Below are 17,732 nucleotides of genomic sequence, written 5' to 3' on the forward strand. Positions count from 1 at the left end.
GTAGTCGGCCACAGTGGGCGCCTCGCAGGGGACTTGTGGAGGTGCGGCCGTGGTTCGGTGGTCTTGGACGCGTGGGCTGATGGGTGTCACGGCGGTGGCGCTGGCGGGTGTGCTCGGCGTCCTGGCGGCGGCTCCCGCCCAGGCTTTGCCGCGGCTTGGCGTCTCGCAGTGCCTGGGGACCCAGACCATCACCTTCGACCCGCCGCTGACGCTGACCCCGCGGCCGACCACGATCAGGTTCGTCGAGGATTTCGGCACCTGCCTGCTCGACGGCGTCGGCTCGGCGCGCGGCTCCGGTGAGTCGACCGAGACGACCAGCGCGGTCGCGGTGACCATCCCGACCGCGGAGGCCACCTACCACTGGAACACCGGGCGCGGCAGCACCGTGCACTGGGCGAGGAACGTGGTGGCCAAGGTGAACGGCAGCATCGTGGTCACGGCTTTTGGCACCGTCACCGACGGTCTGTTCCGGGGGGCCTTGGCGCAGAGCGTGGTCGTGCTGCCCGAGCTGGACCTCACCGCGGCGCTGGGCGAGGGAGTGTCCAGGGTGAGCGGGCTGGACACGCTGACCCTGCTCCAGTGACCGGCGCGCCCCTCGACGACATCGAGGGGGTCGAGGCCGAGGCCGGGCTGCGCCTGCTGGACGAGCTGGTCGACGAGGCCGTGTGGCTGGACCACTGTCCGTTCGTCTACGCCTCGTGCCAGCCGTCGCCCGGCTGGCTCCGGCACGAGCAGGTCTCGGCGTTCCAGCCGCTGCCCACGCCGTCGCCCGGCCACCTGCCTCCGGTAGCGGCCGACCAGCGCCGGATCTGCGTGTCCTTCGCGCCCGAACACGGCGACAACGCCCGCACCTGGGCGGGCACCCACGGCTACCGCCTGCTCGCGCCCGCGCCCGAGCTGACCGCCTGGGCCGCGGACAAGATCGCCTCCGTCGGGCTGTTCGCCAGGGCGGGTGTGGCCAGCCCGTCGTCGGTCGTCGTCCCGGCGCGGGACCGCATGGCCGCCTCGGCCTACTGGAACCAGGAGTGGCCGAGGACGGTCGCCCAGCGCCGGGAGAACAACCTCATCGGCCACGGCACCCGCGTCCTCGACTCGGTCGCGGACCTGCGGGACTGCCTGGCCGAGTGGCCGGACCAGCCGGTCAAGCTCAGCCGGTTCCACCCCGGGATCTCGCTGACCGTCACCGCCTGCGCCGGCGGTGACCGCACCGTCGTCTCGGCGGTCTCGCACCAGCTGGTCGGCCTGCCGGAACTGGCCGCGGCCTGGGGTTCGCACTGCGGCAACCAGCTGCTCGCGCCCGGGGAACTGCCCGGCGACCTCTACCAGCAGGCCAGGCTCGCGGCCTGGCGGGTTGGCGAGCTGTTGCGCGCCAGGGGTTTTCGCGGCATGTTCGGGCTGGACCTGGTGGCCGACTCCGGCCGGCTGCTGGCCGTCGAGGTCAACCCGCGGTTCCAGACCGTGGTCTCACTCGTCCAGGCCGTGGAGAGTGACTGCGGGCTGCTCCCGGCGCTGGGCCTGCACATGCTCGCGTTCCTCGCCCCGGCGCTGCCGCCCACTTCGGGCCGGACCTACCCGGCCGGACCGCGGTACAGCCAGCTCGTCGTGCACGCCCCCGCCGACCTCACCCTGTCCGAGGTTCCGCCCTCGGGGCACTACCGAGCCGACGGCCACGATCCTCTTCCCGGCCCGGCTCACCGGCGTCACGGCGGCGGAGGCCGTGTGGTGGGCCATCGCCGAGCCGGGGCCGGTCCGGGCGGGTGAGGAGATCGGTCTGCTCCAGTTCAGCCGACCGGTCGCCGCCAGGGAACCCCGGCCGCAACCCAGCGCCGAGGCACTGAGCTGGGTCAGGTCCTTCCAGTGGGCGAAGCGGACATGCGGCGGGCGGGCAGGCGGGCGATCGAACTGATCATCAAGCGGGTCTCCACCGCCGGTGACCGCCCAACCTGGCACGTTCCGGCCCCCGAAGCCCTGCGCGCGAGCCTGGACGAGCCGCTGCCCGAACACGGCGTCGACGACCTGCCCGCCCTGCTCGACCAGGTCACCGAGCAGGCGCTGGCCGAAGCGACCCGGTTGGACCACCCGCGCAGTTTCGCCTTCGTGCCGGCCACCGGGAACTTCCCCGCGGTGCTGGCCGCCGCGCTCGCCGCCGCCTACCTCTCCGTCCCCGGCGCCTGGTTCGTCGGCGCGGGCCCCACCCAGCTCGAGCTGACCACGCTGAACTGGCTCAAGGCACTGCTCGGCCTCCCCGAGGGCCACGGCGGGCTCTTTGTCAGCGGCGGGTCCGTGGCCACCCTCACCGCCCTGGCCGTGGCCAGGGACCAGCACCTCGACGGCCACCTCGAGCGGGCCCGCCTGTACTGCTCGTCCCAGGCCCACCCCTCGGTGGCCCGCGCGGCGCACGTGATCGGCCTGACCCGCGACCAGTTGCACGTCCTGCCCGCTGACGAACAGCTGCGGCTCGACCCCGCCGCGCTCGCCGAGCAGATCACCCGCGACCGGGGCCGGGGGCACCGGCCCTTCGCCGTCACCGCCACCCTCGGCACCACCGGCACGGGCGCCATCGACCCGCTCGCCGAGCTCGCGGACCTGTGCGAGCGCGAGGGCCTGTGGCTGCACGTCGACGGCGCGTTCGGCGCCGCCGTGGCCGCCACCAGCCGCGGCCGGCACCTGCGCGCCGCGCTGGGCCGAGCCGACTCGCTCACCGTCGACCCGCACAAGTGGTTGTTCCAGCCGTACGAGATCGGCTGTGTCCTGCTGCGCAGGCCCGAACTGCTGCCCGCCACCTTCAGCTTGGCGCGCCACGCCCTCGACAACGCCTACCTCGACCCCGCCCACGCGCCCGGCACCGAGACCAACCTCTCCGACCACGGCCCCCAGCAGAGCCGAGGGCTGCGGGCGCTGAAACTGTGGCTGTCACTGAAGACGTTCGGCGCGGCGGCCTTCCGGGACACCATCGAGCGCGGCATCGACCTCGCCGAACACGCGGGCGCCCTGATCCAGGCCCATCCCGAGCTGCACCTGGTCACCCCGCCCAGCCTCTGCGTGCTCACCTTCGCCTACCGCCCGCGCCGGGTCCCCGGCGACTGGGACGGCGACCGCGCCCAGCAGCGGATCAGCCGCGCCGTGTGCGCGGGCGGCGACGGCCTGGTGCTGACCACCCGCGTGCGCGGCGCGGTGGTGCTCCGCCTGTGCACGATCAACCCGGCCAGCACCCGCGAGGACGTCGAAGCCGTCCTCGACCTCGTGGTCAGCCACGGCCGCGAACTCCAGACGCGCGAGGCCGTGCGGCACTAGCTCATGGGGTGGCGTGCGGCCAGGGGTTGTCGCCGTCGAGGAGGCGGCGCCAGACGTTGTGCGCGCGGTGGCCGAGGTCCGGGCGGACCGTGGTCAGCTCGGACCAGGTCTCGGGGTCCAGGTCGGCCAGCGGGTACGGGTCGGTGGCGGGTTCGCGTTCGAGCAGCGTGACCAGGGCTTCCAGTGCCAGGGGAGTGGGGTCGTTGGTCAGGGCGTCGGTGATCAGCCTGGTCAGGGCGGTGGTCAGCTCCGGGGTGGGGGGTTCGGGGCGGGTGAGCAGGGTGAGGGCGTGGCGCAGGGCTCGCCGTTCCAGGGGGATGGCGCGGTGCGGGAGGCGGAACAGGTGGGCGGTCAGCACGGCGAGTACCTGGGCGGCGAGGGGGAGGGGGGAGCCGGGGTCGGCGGCCATCACGGTCAGGGTGAGATCGAGGCTGGCCAGGCGGTCCAGGGTGTCCGGTTGGCCGGGCAGGCTAGTGATCGAGCGGAGGCAGCGCTCGTACTGTTCGGCACGGTTGTCGACAGTGTGCTGGTAGGGCAGGGCGAGCAGGTCGAGCAGGGCGCGAGGGCGGGTGGGCAGGAGCTCGCCGTCCACGATGGGGTGCAGGGCGTAGAACGGCTCCAGGTGGTCGAACAGCGGTTCCAGCACGTGCAGGTGGATGTCCTCGTTGCCGCACAGGAAGTGCAGCAGTCGGCGTTGCGCGCGCGGGGTCTGGTTGGCGTACTGGATGCCGATGGAGCTGGGGTTGATCTCCTGCGGTGGGCGGCGGGTCGACCAGGCGAGGTCGAGGGCGGGCGGGGTGAAGCCGCCGTTGTCCAGGCGCAGTTCCAGGTCGCGGCGGGGGCCGCGCCAGGTGCGGGTGAGCGCGAGGGTGTCCACCAGGCCGGTCCAGTCCTCGGTGCTGAGCTGGGAGCGCCACAGCAGGGCGTCACTCCGCCAGTGCCGCACCACTCCCGGCTCCTCCTCCGCCTCGCCGTAGAGCTCGCTGGCGCGCAGCCGCCCCTTGGTGATCACGGTGAGCAGCAGCAGGTTCGCGCGGTAGGCCGCGTGCTGGGCGGGGACGGTCATCGGGCGGGGCTGGTAGTCGCCGTGGCTGCGGGTCGGGTGCGCGCCGGGGGCGTCGCGGTACAGCCGGATCAGCAGGGTGGCCAGCTGGGCGCGGACGTCGGGCGCGGTGGCCTCGGCGAGCTCGGTGAGGAAGGTCGGCACGGGGCGGCGGCTGCTCAACGGGGTGTGTGCGAGCAGGGCGTGCGGGAAGCCGTCGTTGAGCGGGACCACCGCCAGCGGGTTGGCCGCCGCGGCCTGGGCCATCGCGTTGAGGCCGTGCAGGGCCTGCCAGGTGAGGCGGGCGACCAGGTACTCGCCGAAAGTGGCGTGCAGGAACTCGTAGGTGCGCAACCGCCGGTCGTCGCGCTGGGCCTCGGCCCGGTGGATGAAGAAGAACCGGCCCAGCGTGGACTCCGCGGGACCGAGCGGGGTGCGGGCGCCGGTCAGCGGGCCGCTCCTGGCGCCGAGCAGGGCGGCCAGGTCCGCGTCCAGGTCGGGTTCGGTGATCCACTGCTGGCCGCGGTTGAACATGCCGAAGGCCACCACGGACAGCCGCCGCAGCTCCTCCTCCACCGCGGCCCGCAGTTCCGGCTCGGGCAGCCCGGCGCGGGTCTTGCGCACCTCGCGCATTGCGAACCGGTGCAGCAGCCGGTCGTACAGGTCGCTCTCGCGCAGCTGGGCCTCGCGCAGGTCGCCGCCGTCGGCGTCGTAGATGGCCAGCATCAGCAGCAGCAGCGGCTGGGTGGCCAGCGCCGGGTAGCGCATCGCGGTCTGGGTGGTGAGGCGGAACCGGGAGCCGGAGTTGCTGGCCTGCCAGTGCGCCAGCCAGCGGGACACCCTCGGCTCGTCGAAGGGTTCCAGCCGTAGCGCCACGCATCCATGCGGTATACGAGCGCGATCGGCGACCGTGGTGCGGGTGGTCACCACCACCGCGACCGGACGGCCCTGCGCCGCCTCGCGCTGCTGGAACGCGCGGACCCGCTCCAGGTAGTCGCTCTGGCTGACGCCGGTGGTCTGCAGCAGCTCGTCGAACCCGTCCAGCAGCACCACCGGCAGCGCGTCCCCCGCCGAGCCGGCCAGCTCCGGCCAGTCCAGCCGGTACCCGGTGCCGAGCCGGACGGCCTGCTCGATCTGGGTCTGCACGTCGACCTCGGTGGCCACCTCGCGCAGCGGCACCCGCACCGGCAGGAAGTCCGCGGCGGGCAGCCGGGCGGCGAGCACCTTGGTCAGCACCGACTTGCCGGACCCCGGCTGCCCGAGCACCAGCAGCGGCAGCTCGGCCGCCTGCGGGGAGGTGAGGTGACCGGCCAGGAAGTCCTGGATGTCGTGCCGCAGCGGCACTTCCTCCCACCACGGCTCCTGGCTCGGGGTGTCGCCCGCGGCGATTTCCCTTACCCGGCACAGTGGATCGACGTAGGCGTCGCCGAGGACGGGGATGCGGAAGTCGGCGGGCAGCTCGTCGGGCTCGACCACCGGCCGGTTCAGCTGGGCCTGGTAGCCGCGGGCCAGTTCGGCGCGCCGGGCGTCCGGATCCCGGCCGGTGGCGATCGCGGCCAACTGCGTGTGGAGCTGGACCAGGCCGGTGCGGATGAGCTCCTGGGTGCCCTGGTGCTCGGTGAGATTGGCCCAGAACGCCAGCTCCGGGCACTCCACGGCGAGCTGCCGGAACAGCTCCTGGTACCGCGCGAGCGCCTGGGTGACCAGCCGGTCCTCGGTCTGCGCGGTGAACCGGTCGCGTTCGGTCTGGTTCCACCGGTCCCACACCGCGAGCCCCATCACGAACAGGATCAGCGCGTTGGCCTGCGCGTGGTAGTACAGGGTGAGCGCGCGCAGGTGCTCGCGGTACGGGCTCTGCGGGGTCGGCAGGGGAGCGGCGCTGAGCAGCAGCTCTCGGACCAGTTCCGTCGTGCTGACCCGGCTGTCCAGCAGCTCCTTGGGGTCCGGCCGGTGCGGCAGCGCCTGGAACGCCTCGACGAAGGCCAGCGTCACGATGATCGCGTGCGCCGCTTCCAGGCGCTGGGAACGGTCGAACCGGTGCAGCCCGTGGATCCGGCCGGAGAGGCCGTTGACCAGATCATGGCCGTGCTTCACCAGCTCCGCCTTGGCGTCGAACCAGCCGAGCACCTCCGCCACCCCCGGCGCGGCGCCCAGCATGGCGGCGCCGGTGATCCGGTCCAGCCAGGTGACGGCCTTGCTTTCCTTGCCGCCCAGCAGTCGTACCGCGTCGGCGTAGCTCAGGGTCCGCAGCACGGTCACGCTCCCGATCGGAGGCTGTCGATGACGAGGTGGCAGCGGTCAAAGCTTGGCAGGCTGGTGCGGAGGCGTTTCTGCGCGCGTTCCCGCAGGGCCAGGAGTTCGTCGACACCCAGGACGGTGTCCGCGGCCAGACGCTCCAGGACGAGTGTCAGGTACAGGTCATATTCCTCATCGGCGAGGCGGTGTTGGTTGGCCGCCAGGTAGTCGAACGCCCGGTGGTAGAGCGAGAACCGGTCCTGCGGGCTGACCGGACGGGCGGAGAGCAGCCACAGCTCCATGATCCGGCGGGCGAAGGAGGGCTCGATGACGCCGTCGACACAGGGGAACCTGTTGATCGCCGAACCGAGGTGTCGCAGCAGCGGCTCCACCGCGTGCAGCAGGCAGATCTCCGTGCCGAGCAGGTGGTGCCGACGCTGGATCTGCACCGGTTCCTGATCGCTGCGGCCGTATACGCTCCCGCTGTTGGGACTGTCGCCGAACAGGCCGTGCAGCTCGACCGTCGGCGGCGGGTCGCTCGCCTCGCGCATCCGCACCCAGGCCTGGCGTCCTTTGGCGGAGGAGCGGTAGGTGACGGTGAGGATGTCCAGGATGCTGAGCCAGTCCGGATCGCTGAGCTGGGAGTGCCAGAAGCGGGCCTCCTGGTACCAGCGGCCGTACGCGCTGACCGGCACCTCGCCGTCGACGATCACGTTGAGCAGCAACAGGTTCACGCTGTAGGCCGCGTGCCGGGCCGGGACCTCGCGCGGGCTCGGCCGGTAGGCGGCGTGGCGGCGCTGAGCGCGTTCCTGGTGCGCTGTGCGGAACAGGCGGTTGAGCAGGTCGGCGGTCGCCTGCCGGGTTGAGTCGTCGAGGCGGTCGGCCAGTTCGGTCAGGAAGGTGAGCACCGGGCGGCGGGAGCTGAGTGGCTCGAAGGAGATCAGCGCGTGCAGTAGGTCGTCGTTGACCTCGGTGGTGGCGTACGGGTCGTCGGCGATGGCTTTTTCCTGTGCCACCAAGCCTTGTAGGACCTTCCAGGTGAAGCGGGCGACCAGGTACTCGCCGAAGGTGGCGTGCAGGAACTCGTAGGTGCGCAGGCGGCGGTTGTCGCGGCTGGCTTCGGCGCGGTGGATGAAGAAGAAGCGGCCCAGGGTTTGTTCGGCTTCGGTCAGGCGGGCTTGCAGGCTTTGTGCGGCAACGGGTTCCCGGGTCGGGCCGGGGAGGGCGGCCAGGTCGGTGTCCAGGTCGGACTCGGCGATCCACTGGGTGCCGCGGTTGAACATGCCGAAGGCGACCACGGACAGGCGGCGCAGCTCCTCCTCGACCGAGCGGCGGATCTCTTTGTCGGGCAAGGCGTCCTGGGTCTTGACCACCTCGCGGCGGGCGAAGCGGAACAGCAGGCGTTCGTAGAGCTCGCTCTCGCTCAGGCCTTCCTCGGCGGTCAGCGCGCCGCCCTCGGAGTGGTACAGGGCGAGCATGAGCAGCAGGAGGGGCTGGGTGGACAGGTCGGGGTGGCGGAGGGCGACCTCGGCGGGCAGGGGGGTGAAGCCGGGGCCGGTGTTGGCGGTGTTCCAGCGGTCGAGCCAGGTGGTGACCCTGGGCTTGTCGAAGGGTTGCAGGCGTAGCGCGATACTGCCGTCGGGGATGCGGGCGCGGTCGGCGACCGAAGTGCGGGTGGTCACCAGGACCGCGACCGGGCGGCCGGTGTCGGACTCGCGTTCTTGGAACTCGCGCACCTTCTCCAGGTAGTTGCTCTGGCTGACGCCGGTGGCCTGCAACAGCTCGTCGAAGCCGTCGAGCAGGACCACCGGGAGCGCGTCGCCTGCCGAGCGCGAGAGGGCGGGCCAGGACAGGGATTCGCCGGTGTCGGCGCGGATGGCCTGTTCGATCTGGGACTGGATGTCGCTCTCCGCGGCCACATCGCGCAGCGGGACCCGCACCGGCAGGAAGTCGGTGGCGGGCAGGCGGGCAGCCAGCACCGAGGTGAGCATGGACTTGCCCGAACCCGGTTGGCCCAGCACCAACAGGGGCAGCTGCACCGCGATCGGGTTGGTCAGGTAGCCGGTCAGGAAGTCGTGGATGTCGGTGCGGTCGGGCAGGTCGCGCCACTCGTGCTCGTGCGCCGGTGTGCGGCCCTCGGCGGCCAGCACCCGGAAAACCGGGTCCACGTAAGCCTTTTCCAGCGCTGGGATGCGCAGGTGGGCGGGCAGGTCACCGCCGAGGACCGGGCGGGTCAGCTGGGCCTGGTAGCGGCGGGCCAGGTCGGCGCGGCGGGCATCCGGCAAGCGGCCGGTGGCGATCTCGTCCAGGCGGGCGGCGAGGGCGGACAGGCCGGTGCTGACGGTGGCGCGGGTGGCCTGGTGGTCGGTCAGGCTGGCCCAGCAGGCGAGTTCCGGGCACTCGGCGGCCAGTTGGCGGAACTGGTCCTCGTATTGGCGGATCGCGTTGTCCGGCACTGATTTCAGCAATGTGGTGCGGACCCGGTCCCGCTGGGTTTCGTGCCAGCTGTCCCAGATCGCCAGCGCGGGCAGTTCCGCGGCCAGCGCTTCGGCGCGGGTGCGGTAGTGGGCGCGTAGGGCGGCCAGGTTGTGCTCGTACGGGTGTTCCGGGCTGGGCAGCGGGAGCGGGGTGCTGAGCAGCTCGCGGACCGCCTGGTCGAAGCCGCGGGACGGGCTCTTGTCGGAGGGCAGCGCCAGCTCAGCGCAGGCGGTGAGGAAGGCGGTGGTGACGATGATCGCGTGCGCGGCTTCCAGGCGCTGGGTGCGGTCGAAGCGGTGCAGGCCGCGCAGTCGCCCGGACAGGCCGGTGACCAGGTCGTGGCCGTGCCTGATCAGGTCGGACTTGGCGTCGAACCAGCTCAGCACCTCCTCGGCGCCGGGGGCGGCGGCCAGCATCGCGCCGCTGGCGAGGCGGTCCAGCCAGGTGACGGCGGGGCTCTGGCCGCCGTCGAGCAGCCGGACCGCGTCGCGGTAGCTCAGGATTCTCCGCACGCCTCACGGTATCCAGAGTGAGCGGCCGGTCACTGCCAGCGGAACAGTTTTGTTGCACCGAAGATGGCCGCGGCGGCGAAGGCGGCCGTCACCGCCAGGTGCAACGGGTTGGGCCAGTTGCCGGACCAGGCCGCCTGCATCGCCTGGGTGCCCGCGCCGAGCGGGGTGAACTCGCCGATCCGGCGGACCAGCTCCGGCATCAGCGGGCCCGGCGTCCACAGCCCGGCCAGGAACATCAGCGGGAAGAAGGTGATGGTGCCGATGCCCTGGGCGGCCTTGGTGGTGGGCGCGACCGCGGCGATCAGCAGGCCGAGGCCGAAGATCGCGAGCGTGGTGAGCAGGAAGGACAGCAGCGCCGCGAAGGGGTTGCCGGGCAACGGGACGCCGGCCACGACCCGGCCGAGCGCCATCAGCACGACGGTGGCGGCGGTGACCATCAGCAGGTGCACCAGCAGTTGCGCGGTCAGCAGCCGGATCGGCGGCGCCGGGGTGGTGGCCAGGCGGCGCAGCACACCCAGCTCGCGGTAGCCGGCCAGGCTGCCCGAGAGCAGGCTCAGGCCGAGCATGGCCACCGTCATCGCGATCAGCGTGGGCAGGTAGAAGTCCACGATCCGCGCGCCGCCGTAGGCCGCCTGCGGCTCGCGGAAGAACGGGATCGAGCCGAAGACCACCAGCAGGACCGGGCCGAGCCCGAGGCTGAGCAGCACGGCGGCCGGATCGCGCAGGAACAGGCGCGCTTCGGTGACGGTCAGGCGGGTCAGGGCGGTCATCGGTCGGTTCCGTTCTCGTCGTCGGTGAGCGGGGCCCCGGTCAGGGCCAGGAAGGCGTCGTCCAAAGTGGACTGTTCGACGCGCAGGTCCAGCGGGGTGAGCTGGTGCACGGCCAGGGTGGTGACCACGGCGTTGAGCAGGTTTCCCTTGCCGGAGACGGTGATCGCGCGGTGCTGGCGGGTCAGGCCGGTGACCTCGGGCAGCTCGCGCAGCAGGTGCTCGGGGAGGTCGCCGTCCAGGCGGAAGGTCAGCCGCTGCTCACTGTCCACTGTGGACACCAGTCCGGCCGGGGTGTCCACCGCGACCACCCGGCCCGCCTCGATCACCGCGAGCCGGTCGCACAGGCGCTCCGCCTCGGCCATGAAGTGGGTGACCAGCAGGATGGTCACCCCGCGCTCGCGGACCTGCTCGATCAGCCGCCAGGTGTCCCGGCGGGCCTGCGGGTCCAGGCCGGTGGTCAGCTCGTCCAGCACCGCGATCTCCGGGTTGCCGATCAGTGCCAGCGCGATGGACAGCCGTTGTTTCTGGCCGCCGGAGAGCTTCTTGAACGGGGTGCGCCGGTGTTCGGCCAGGCCGAGGGCGTCCAGCAGCGCGACCGGATCGGCCGGGTCCGGGTAGAAGGAGGCGTACAGCTCGACCGCCTCGCCGACCCGCAGCTTGTCCGGCAGCGCCGCCTCCTGGAGTTGCACGCCGACCCGGCTGCGCAGCCGGTCGCCGTCGGCCGTCGGGTCCAGGCCCAGCACGGATAGGCGGCCGCCGTCCGGGACGCGCAGCCCGGTCAGGCACTCCACCGTGGTGGTCTTGCCCGCGCCGTTGCGGCCCAGGATCCCGAAGATCTCCCCGCACTCGACCTGGAAGGACACGTCCGCGACCGCGACCCGGTCGCCGTACCTCTTGTGCAGGTTCGCGACCTCGATGACCGGCATCTCCGCCAGCTCCCTTCTCGTTGTGCTGCTGACACGGCGAAACGCTAGGAACTCGCTGACCTGCGCGGAATGCGTCTGGAACCCGAGTGGGGGTTGGGCTAGCCCCACCCCCGACACGGTGCCTGGACGCATCGCCCGCGCCGGGGCGGGTCGGTCAGACTTGGCCGGCTGGGAACGGAGGTGCGCGGATGGTCCGCCGATACGGCACGGCCCTTGGCCGCGCACTCTGGGTGCTCGCGCTCGCGGTACCCGCGCTGGGTGTGCTGGTGGTGGGACTGCTGAGCTTCCTGCCCTCGATGTTCGGGCTGGTGTTCTGCTACGGGTGGGGGCTGCGCCACGGCCGCCCGTTCCTCAACCGGGTGCGCGCCACGGTGAGCCGGTGGTCCGGGACCGCCGTCACCCCGCCTTACCGCCCCCGGCCGCCGCTGCCCGAACCGGAACCGGACGGGCTCTCCCGGTGGCGGGACCAGCTGTACCGGTCGCGGCGCTGGCTGCGGGTCAACCACCACCTGGACTGGGTCTCCGAGGATCCGGCGAGCTGGCGGGACCTGCGCTGGCTGCTGGTCAACCCGGTGCTCGCGCCGCTGACCGTGGTCGGCACGGTGCTCGCCGGGCCCCGTGCACTTCAGGTATACAACCGGTGGACCGCACATATGCTCGGTCCGCGCGAGCCCTCGGCCGCGAACCGGTTCCTGCACCGGCTCTTCCACTGCTGGGAGGCGTCCTGGCGCGGGTTCCTGCTCGGCCTGCTCGCCCTGGCCGGGCTGCCGATCCTGGTGGTCAACCTGGCCGGGTTCCTCCTCCACCACGTGTTCGGCACCTGGCAGTTCTGGTGGCCGCCGCTGGTGGAGTACACCCGGCAGTTCACCGACCTGCACCGCCGCCTGCTGCGCGAGTGGGCAGGCATCGAGATCCCGGACCCGTACCTGCCCGCGCCGCTGCCGCCCCGGCCGGAGCCCGGCGGCAAGTACCGCTTCGGCAACCAGCTGTTCAGCACCGACGCGCCGGTCCGGCGGATGCGGCGCTACAGCTGGGTGATGACCGACCGGGCCGCCTGGCGGGACCTGCTGTGGCTGCTGACCAACACCATCGTGGCCCCGGTGCTGGTGCTGCTGCCGCCGCTGGCGGCCACCGGCGGGTTCCTGCTCGGGGTGTGGCTGCCGGTGGTGGTCTCGCCGGTGCTGTCGCTGTTCTTCGGCCGGGACATGCTGCCCACGATGTACCAGTGGCTGCCGTGGGACCCGGTGCCCACCACCCTGTTCCGCACCCTCGGCCCGCTGATCGGGCTGCCGGTGGCGGTACTCGCCGTGTACACCGCGCCCATACTGCTGCGGGCCTACGGCCGCTGGTGCGCGTGGCTGCTCGCGCCGACCAAGGCCGCGCTGCTCGCCCAGCGGGTGCGCGGGCTGACCGAGAGCCGCAGCGAGGCGGTGGACAGCCAGGCCGCCGAGCTGCGCCGGATCGAACGCGACCTGCACGACGGCGCGCAGGCCCGGCTGGTCGCGCTGGGCCTGAACCTCGGCGCGGCCAGGGCACTGGTGGACACCGATCCGGTACGGGCCAAGGAGATCCTGGACCAGGCGCTGGCCTCCTCCTCGGCCGCGCTGACCGAGCTGCGCGAGCTGGTGGCCGGCATCCACCCGCCGGTGCTGGCCGAACGTGGCCTGGCCGAGGCGATCCGCTCGGTCGCGCTGGACGCCGCGCTGCCGGTGCGGGTGGACGGCGCGCTGCCTGGCCGGTTCGAGCCGCCGGTGGAGTCCGCGGCCTACTTCGCGGTGTGCGAGGCGATGACCAACGCGGTCCGGCACGCGGAGGCGACCGAGGTCGTCGTACAGCTCGTATACAACGCGGATATCTTGCGCATCACCGTGGTGGACAACGGGTGTGGCGGCGCGGACCCGGCCAAGGGCAGCGGGTTGCGGGGCATCCGGCGCAGGCTGGCACCATTCGACGGTCAGCTCACCCTGGACAGCCCGCCGGGCGGTCCCACGACGGTCCGCCTGGAGATCCCGTGCGCGTTGTCCTCGCCGAGGACCTCTACCTCCTCCGAGACGGCCTGACCCACCTGCTCGCCGCGCACGGCTTCGAGGTGGTCGCCGCGGTGGAGACCGGCCCCGAGCTGCGCGCCGCGCTCACCGAGCACCGCCCGGACGTGGCCGTGGTCGACGTCCGGCTGCCCCCGACCCAGACCGACGAGGGCCTGCAGGTCGCCCTGGCCGCCCGCGCCGAGACGCCCGGACTGCCGATCCTGGTGCTCTCCCAGCACGTGCAGCAGCTCTACGCCAGGGAGCTGCTGGCCGACGGCACCGGCGCGATCGGCTACCTGCTCAAGGACCGGGTGTTCAACGCCGAGCAGTTCGTCGACGCGGTGCGCAGGGTCGCCGCCGGGGGCACCGTGATGGACCCGGAGGTCATCGCCAAGCTGCTGGACAGCTCCCCGCGCCGCTCCGGCGTGGACCGCCTGACCCCGCGCGAGCGCGAGGTGCTGGAGCTGATGGCGCAGGGCCGCTCCAACGCCGCCGTCGCGGCCCGGCTGTTTGTCAGCGAGGGCGCGGTCGGCAAGCACACCGCGAGCATCTTCGGCAAGCTCGGCCTGGCGCCCTCCGACGATGACAACCGCAGGGTGCTGGCCGTGCTCGCCTACCTGCAGGGTGTGGCCGGAGCCTGACCGCGACGGCCGGCACCGTGTGCCGCAACGGCCGGCACGCGGGGCGGGGTCAGCGGGCGGGGCGCAGGACCGAGGGCGGGAACAGGCGGGAGCGCCAGCCCAGCGGGGAGCTCGCGGTGAGGCTGTCCAGGACCTGGCGCACCGCGGCGAACAGCTCCGGCTCCGGCCGTTCCGCGCCGCCGTACCAGGACCGCTCCACCGCGCCGATGATCGTGCGCAGGCCGTTCTGGCCCCGCTCGTCCAGCTTGTGCTCGCGCACCAGCTTCCTGGCCGCCGCGCGCACCGTCTCCGTGCCCGCCACCGCGGCGCCCCGGTCCACCGAGGCCGCCATCAGCTCCTGCCAGGCCGCGCCAGCCGCGTCCGGCCCGCCGACCGCGACCGCGTGCAGGCGGCGGTCCCGCAGGTAGCGGCGCAGCCAGGACGGCACCGCCAGCGCGACCGCGGCCAGGCCCAGCGTGAACAGGGTCCACCACAGCGCGGGGTGCACCAGGTGCCACAGCGGTATCAGCACCGCGGCGCCACCGGCCAGCGCGGCCAGGCCCCACCACAGCTCCGGCGGCTCCTTGCCGTTGGAGAGCACCCCGGCCTGGCGTTCCCGCCTGCGGGCCTGGGTGACCGCGGCGCCGCGGGCGGCGGCGGCCAGTGCGAGCAGCAGCAGCGGGCCGGAGGTGAACCACACCCACAGCGGCAGGATGGTGTCGTCCCGGTCGCTGTTCTGCTCGGTGTCGTTGCCGGGGTTCTGGCCGGGGTTCACGGTGGTGGTCGGCGCGGCCGTGGTGGGCCGGGCGGCCGTGGTGGGCAGTGCCGAGTTGCCCTCGTCACCGGGGTTGGGCTGCTCGTAGGGGGCGGTGTTGCCGCGGCTGTCCGGCAGCGGGGTCGGGTCGAACGGGATCCAGCCGAGGCCGTTGAAGAACACCTCGACCCAGGCGTGCGCGTCGTTGGTGGTGATCGTCCGGTAGTTGCCGCTGGCGAAGCCGGGGGTGAACCCGACCGCGACCCTGGCAGGCACCTGCACCGAGCGCAGCATCGCCACCATCGAGGAGGCGAACTGCTCGCAGTAGCCGGTCTTGCCGTTGAACAGGAAGTCCACCAGCGGGTCGCCCTGCCCGGTGCCCTCGGTGCGCAGCTGGTACTTGAACCCGCCGTCCTTGGCCAGGAAGTTGCGCAGCGCCAGCGCCTTGTCGTAGTCGGTGCCCGCGTTCCTGGTGACCTGTCTGGCCAGCGACTCCACCTGCGGGTCGACGCTGTGGTCGTAGTAGCGCTCGCCGATCAGCGCCGCGTTGCGGGACCGCCCGCCCGGTGCGGCGCGCATGGCCTCCGCCGTCGGGTCGGGCAGGATCGAGGCCTGCAGGTACCGGCCAGGGCTCTGCCGGTTGGGCGCGTGCACGATGCCGGCGGTCGGGTCGTAGCTCCAGTTGTCCGCGATGTTGGAGAACATCAGCGGCACGCCGTAGACCGGCAGCCACGGGTCGAGGAAGCCGACGGTCTCGATGTCGACCTCGATCTGCTTGCCCTCGGCGAGCAGCCGCCGCCGGTCCGTCCCCGGCGGCAGCGCCAGCTCGCCCCTGGTCGGCTGCCCGTCGAGCTGCGGGTCGACCTCGAAGCCGCGCTTCGGGTCGTACTTGCTCAGCGTCATCACCCGCAGGTACGGCGGCCGGTCCGGCAACCCGCGCACCCGGAACATCTCGATGTTGCGGTCCCGCTCCAGGTGCCCGCGCAGCGAGGTGAACGCGTTGAGCCCGATCGAGGCGGTCGCGTCGGCCGCGCCCCCGCCGGGCAGCCTGCCCGCGGTGCCGACCATGGTCAGCACCGCGCCGGCGAACAGCGCGATCACCACCGCGGCCGCGGCCACCCCGACCGCGGCGTGCGCCGAGCCGTCCCCCGAGCGCAGCGCGGGCAGGCCGAGCCTGCCCCGCCACAGCCGGTGCCGCTGGCGTTCGTCGATGACCAGCAGCAGCGCGAACCCGGCTGCGCCCGCGGCAAAGGACCACCAGGGCAGCAGCTCGTCGGCCAGCGAGGCGGGCACCGCGTACACGCACAGCAGCACCAGCCCGGAGGCCGCGGGCGCGGCGGCGGCCACCGCGAGGGTGTCCACCACGATCGCGACCAGCCCGATCGCCACGCACACCAGGCACAGCATCGCCGCGGTCGCGGTCACCGGCGGCACCCCGGTCTGCACCTGGGCCATCGCCTGCCGCAGCACCCCGATCAGGTCGCTGAGCGCGGCCGGGCCGGGCAGCACCACCAGCAGGCCGCTGCGGGTGAACACCGCGGTCAGGAAGCACAGCAGGCCGACGAACTGGCCAAGCGCGACCAGCGGCGTCGGCGTGCGGACCGAGCGCAGCGCGATCCCGGTGCCCGCGATCACCGCCACGGTGACCGCGACGAACACCAGCCAGCGCACCCCGTCGATGACCCCGGACAGCGAGGTGGCCGCGGTCAGCACGGCCAGTCCCGCGGCACTGGGCACCACCGGCCCGGTCCAGCCGACCGGAGCGGCCACCGCCCTCCGCCTGTTCACCATCAGCCCTCGCTCACCACGGCCCAGCGCCGGCCACGTGGCCGCTGGACATCCGTTCCGGCACGGTGTTGCACAGCAGCGACCACACCGCGGCCATGCCCTGTTCCGGCCGGGCCACCACCGCGCCCCAGCCGGCCGAGGTGAGCAGCCGCAGCGCGTCCTGCGGGTCGGCGCCCCGCTCCTCGCGCGCGCTGGCCCACCCGTTGACGTCCAGCAGCACCGCGAGGCTGCGCACCCCGCGTGGCCGGAAGCGCACCAGCTCGGCCAACGCGGCCGGGGTCACATCGCCCAGCACCGCGATCATCTCCCGGCCCGCGCCGGGGTCGCCGGTGACCGCCAGCTGCGCGCGGTGCGCCGGGTGCAGCGCGGCCAGCGCGTCCAGCACCGGCACGTCGCTGAGCCCCGCCGAGGCGGAGCCGCCGGCCAGCAGCACGCCCTCCTCGGTGCCCAGCCGCACGTGCTGGCCGTGTTTGTGCAGGTGCAGGCAGATGCTCGCGGTCAGCGAGATCGCCCACTCCAGGCTGGAGGTGGGGCCGTTGCCGCGGTGCGCGGCGGCCCTGGTGTCCAGCAGCACCGAGACGCCGCCGTGCCACGGGCTCTCCTCCACCCGCACCATCAGCTCGTCCCGCCGCGCGGTGGACTTCCAGTGCACCTTGCGCAGGTCGTCGCCGTGCCGGTACTGCCGGATGATCGCGTCGTCCTCGCCCTGCCCGGCCCGCAGCCGCACCGCGCCGTCATCGCCGGCGCCCATGCCGGAGCCGTACGGCAGCCCGGTCAGCGCGACCACCTTGGGCACCACCACCAGCCTGCTGCGCCCGCCGAGCTCGCGCTCGAACTCGGCCAGCCCGAACGGGTCGGTGACCCTGGCCCGCAGCGGGCCCAGCTGGTGCACGCCGCGCATCACCGGCTGCAGCGGGTAGCGCAGCACCGCGGCGCTGCGCCGGGGCAGCCGCTCCACCACGAACCTCGGCTTGTTGCCCAGGGCGTAGGGCACGCCGTCCTCCAGCATCAGCCCGCCCGCCGGCAGCCGTCCCGAGCTGCGCACCTCAAGGCGGACCTCGGAGCTGGTGCCCACCGGCACCCGCTCCGGCACCAGGTGGCGCAGCGCGGCCAGGCCGATCCGGGCGTTGGCCGCCATCACCGCGGCGATGATCGGCAGCGCGACCACGAACACCGCGATCCGCAGCAGGTCACGTTCGTCGAGCAGCAGCGCGCACAGCGCGGCGGCGAGTCCGGCGGCGAGCAGGCATCGGCCCCTGGTGGTCAGTCCCGCCAACACGCCCATG

Annotated in this window: 11 protein-coding genes; 5 read left to right on the top strand and 6 right to left on the bottom strand. The window is 73.0% G+C overall.

Going from position 1 to position 17,732, the window contains the following annotated elements:
• Nucleotides 1-79 precede the first annotated feature (79 nt).
• The 3 genes from ACWDY5_RS18525 (at nt 80) to ACWDY5_RS18535 (ending at nt 3,294) form a co-directional block, all read left to right on the top strand.
• Complete coding sequence (locus ACWDY5_RS18525; RefSeq protein WP_449723403.1) at nt 80-583, top strand: hypothetical protein; 504 nt, start codon at nt 80-82, stop codon at nt 581-583.
• Entirely contained in the window at nt 580-1,761 is a 1,182-nt protein-coding gene (locus ACWDY5_RS18530; protein ID WP_449723404.1) for an ATP-grasp domain-containing protein, read from the top strand. The genes ACWDY5_RS18525 and ACWDY5_RS18530 overlap by 4 nt, the downstream gene beginning before the upstream one ends.
• Nucleotides 1,762-1,857: 96 nt before the next feature.
• Nucleotides 1,858-3,294 (top strand): pyridoxal phosphate-dependent decarboxylase family protein, encoded by a 1,437-nt coding sequence (locus tag ACWDY5_RS18535; protein ID WP_449723405.1) that lies wholly within the window; start codon nt 1,858-1,860, stop codon nt 3,292-3,294.
• A 1-nt stretch (nt 3,295) separates the two neighbouring features.
• Here ACWDY5_RS18535 and ACWDY5_RS18540 read toward each other — a convergent pair whose 3' ends face one another.
• The 4 genes from ACWDY5_RS18540 to ACWDY5_RS18555 are packed head-to-tail and all read right to left on the bottom strand — an operon-like array spanning nt 3,296 to nt 11,257.
• Nucleotides 3,296-6,595 (bottom strand): NACHT domain-containing protein, encoded by a 3,300-nt coding sequence (locus tag ACWDY5_RS18540; protein ID WP_449723406.1) that lies wholly within the window; start codon nt 6,593-6,595, stop codon nt 3,296-3,298.
• Complete coding sequence (locus ACWDY5_RS18545) at nt 6,592-9,561, bottom strand: NACHT domain-containing protein (protein ID WP_449723407.1); 2,970 nt, start codon at nt 9,559-9,561, stop codon at nt 6,592-6,594. The genes ACWDY5_RS18540 and ACWDY5_RS18545 overlap by 4 nt, the downstream gene beginning before the upstream one ends.
• Nucleotides 9,562-9,590: 29 nt before the next feature.
• Entirely contained in the window at nt 9,591-10,331 is a 741-nt protein-coding gene (locus ACWDY5_RS18550; RefSeq protein WP_449723408.1) for an ABC transporter permease, read from the bottom strand.
• Complete coding sequence (locus tag ACWDY5_RS18555) at nt 10,328-11,257, bottom strand: ABC transporter ATP-binding protein (protein ID WP_449723409.1); 930 nt, start codon at nt 11,255-11,257, stop codon at nt 10,328-10,330. The genes ACWDY5_RS18550 and ACWDY5_RS18555 overlap by 4 nt, the downstream gene beginning before the upstream one ends.
• A 188-nt stretch (nt 11,258-11,445) precedes the next feature.
• Here ACWDY5_RS18555 and ACWDY5_RS18560 point away from each other — a divergent pair, with 188 nt between their 5' ends.
• Nucleotides 11,446-13,317: a sensor histidine kinase gene (locus ACWDY5_RS18560; RefSeq protein ID WP_449723410.1), complete on the top strand. Its 1,872-nt coding sequence runs from the start codon at nt 11,446-11,448 to the stop codon at nt 13,315-13,317.
• Nucleotides 13,269-13,925 (top strand): response regulator, encoded by a 657-nt coding sequence (locus ACWDY5_RS18565; protein WP_449723411.1) that lies wholly within the window; start codon nt 13,269-13,271, stop codon nt 13,923-13,925. Before ACWDY5_RS18560 ends, ACWDY5_RS18565 begins: the two co-directional genes overlap by 49 nt.
• A gap of 49 nt (nt 13,926-13,974) precedes the next feature.
• Here the strand turns inward: ACWDY5_RS18565 and ACWDY5_RS18570 are convergent, their stop codons facing one another.
• Both ACWDY5_RS18570 and ACWDY5_RS18575 read right to left on the bottom strand, forming a co-directional pair.
• Entirely contained in the window at nt 13,975-16,449 is a 2,475-nt protein-coding gene (locus ACWDY5_RS18570) for a transglutaminase family protein (RefSeq protein ID WP_449723412.1), read from the bottom strand.
• A gap of 10 nt (nt 16,450-16,459) precedes the next feature.
• Entirely contained in the window at nt 16,460-17,731 is a 1,272-nt protein-coding gene (locus ACWDY5_RS18575; protein ID WP_449723413.1) for a DUF58 domain-containing protein, read from the bottom strand.
• Nucleotide 17,732: the final 1 nt, after the last annotated feature.

The organism is Crossiella sp. NPDC003009 (assembly GCF_053591555.1).

Excerpts from the sequence above, each read along its gene's own strand:
- ACWDY5_RS18525 (WP_449723403.1), top strand. The coding sequence starts at position 80 with ATGGGTGTCACGGCGGTGGCGCTGGCGGGTGTGCTCGGCGTCCTGGCG.
- ACWDY5_RS18550 (WP_449723408.1), bottom strand. The coding sequence starts at position 10,331 with ATGACCGCCCTGACCCGCCTGACCGTCACCGAAGCGCGCCTGTTCCTG.
- ACWDY5_RS18560 (WP_449723410.1), top strand. The coding sequence starts at position 11,446 with ATGGTCCGCCGATACGGCACGGCCCTTGGCCGCGCACTCTGGGTGCTC.
- ACWDY5_RS18575 (WP_449723413.1), bottom strand. The coding sequence starts at position 17,731 with ATGGGCGTGTTGGCGGGACTGACCACCAGGGGCCGATGCCTGCTCGCC.
- ACWDY5_RS18570 (WP_449723412.1), bottom strand. The coding sequence starts at position 16,449 with ATGGTGAACAGGCGGAGGGCGGTGGCCGCTCCGGTCGGCTGGACCGGG.
- ACWDY5_RS18555 (WP_449723409.1), bottom strand. The coding sequence starts at position 11,257 with ATGCCGGTCATCGAGGTCGCGAACCTGCACAAGAGGTACGGCGACCGG.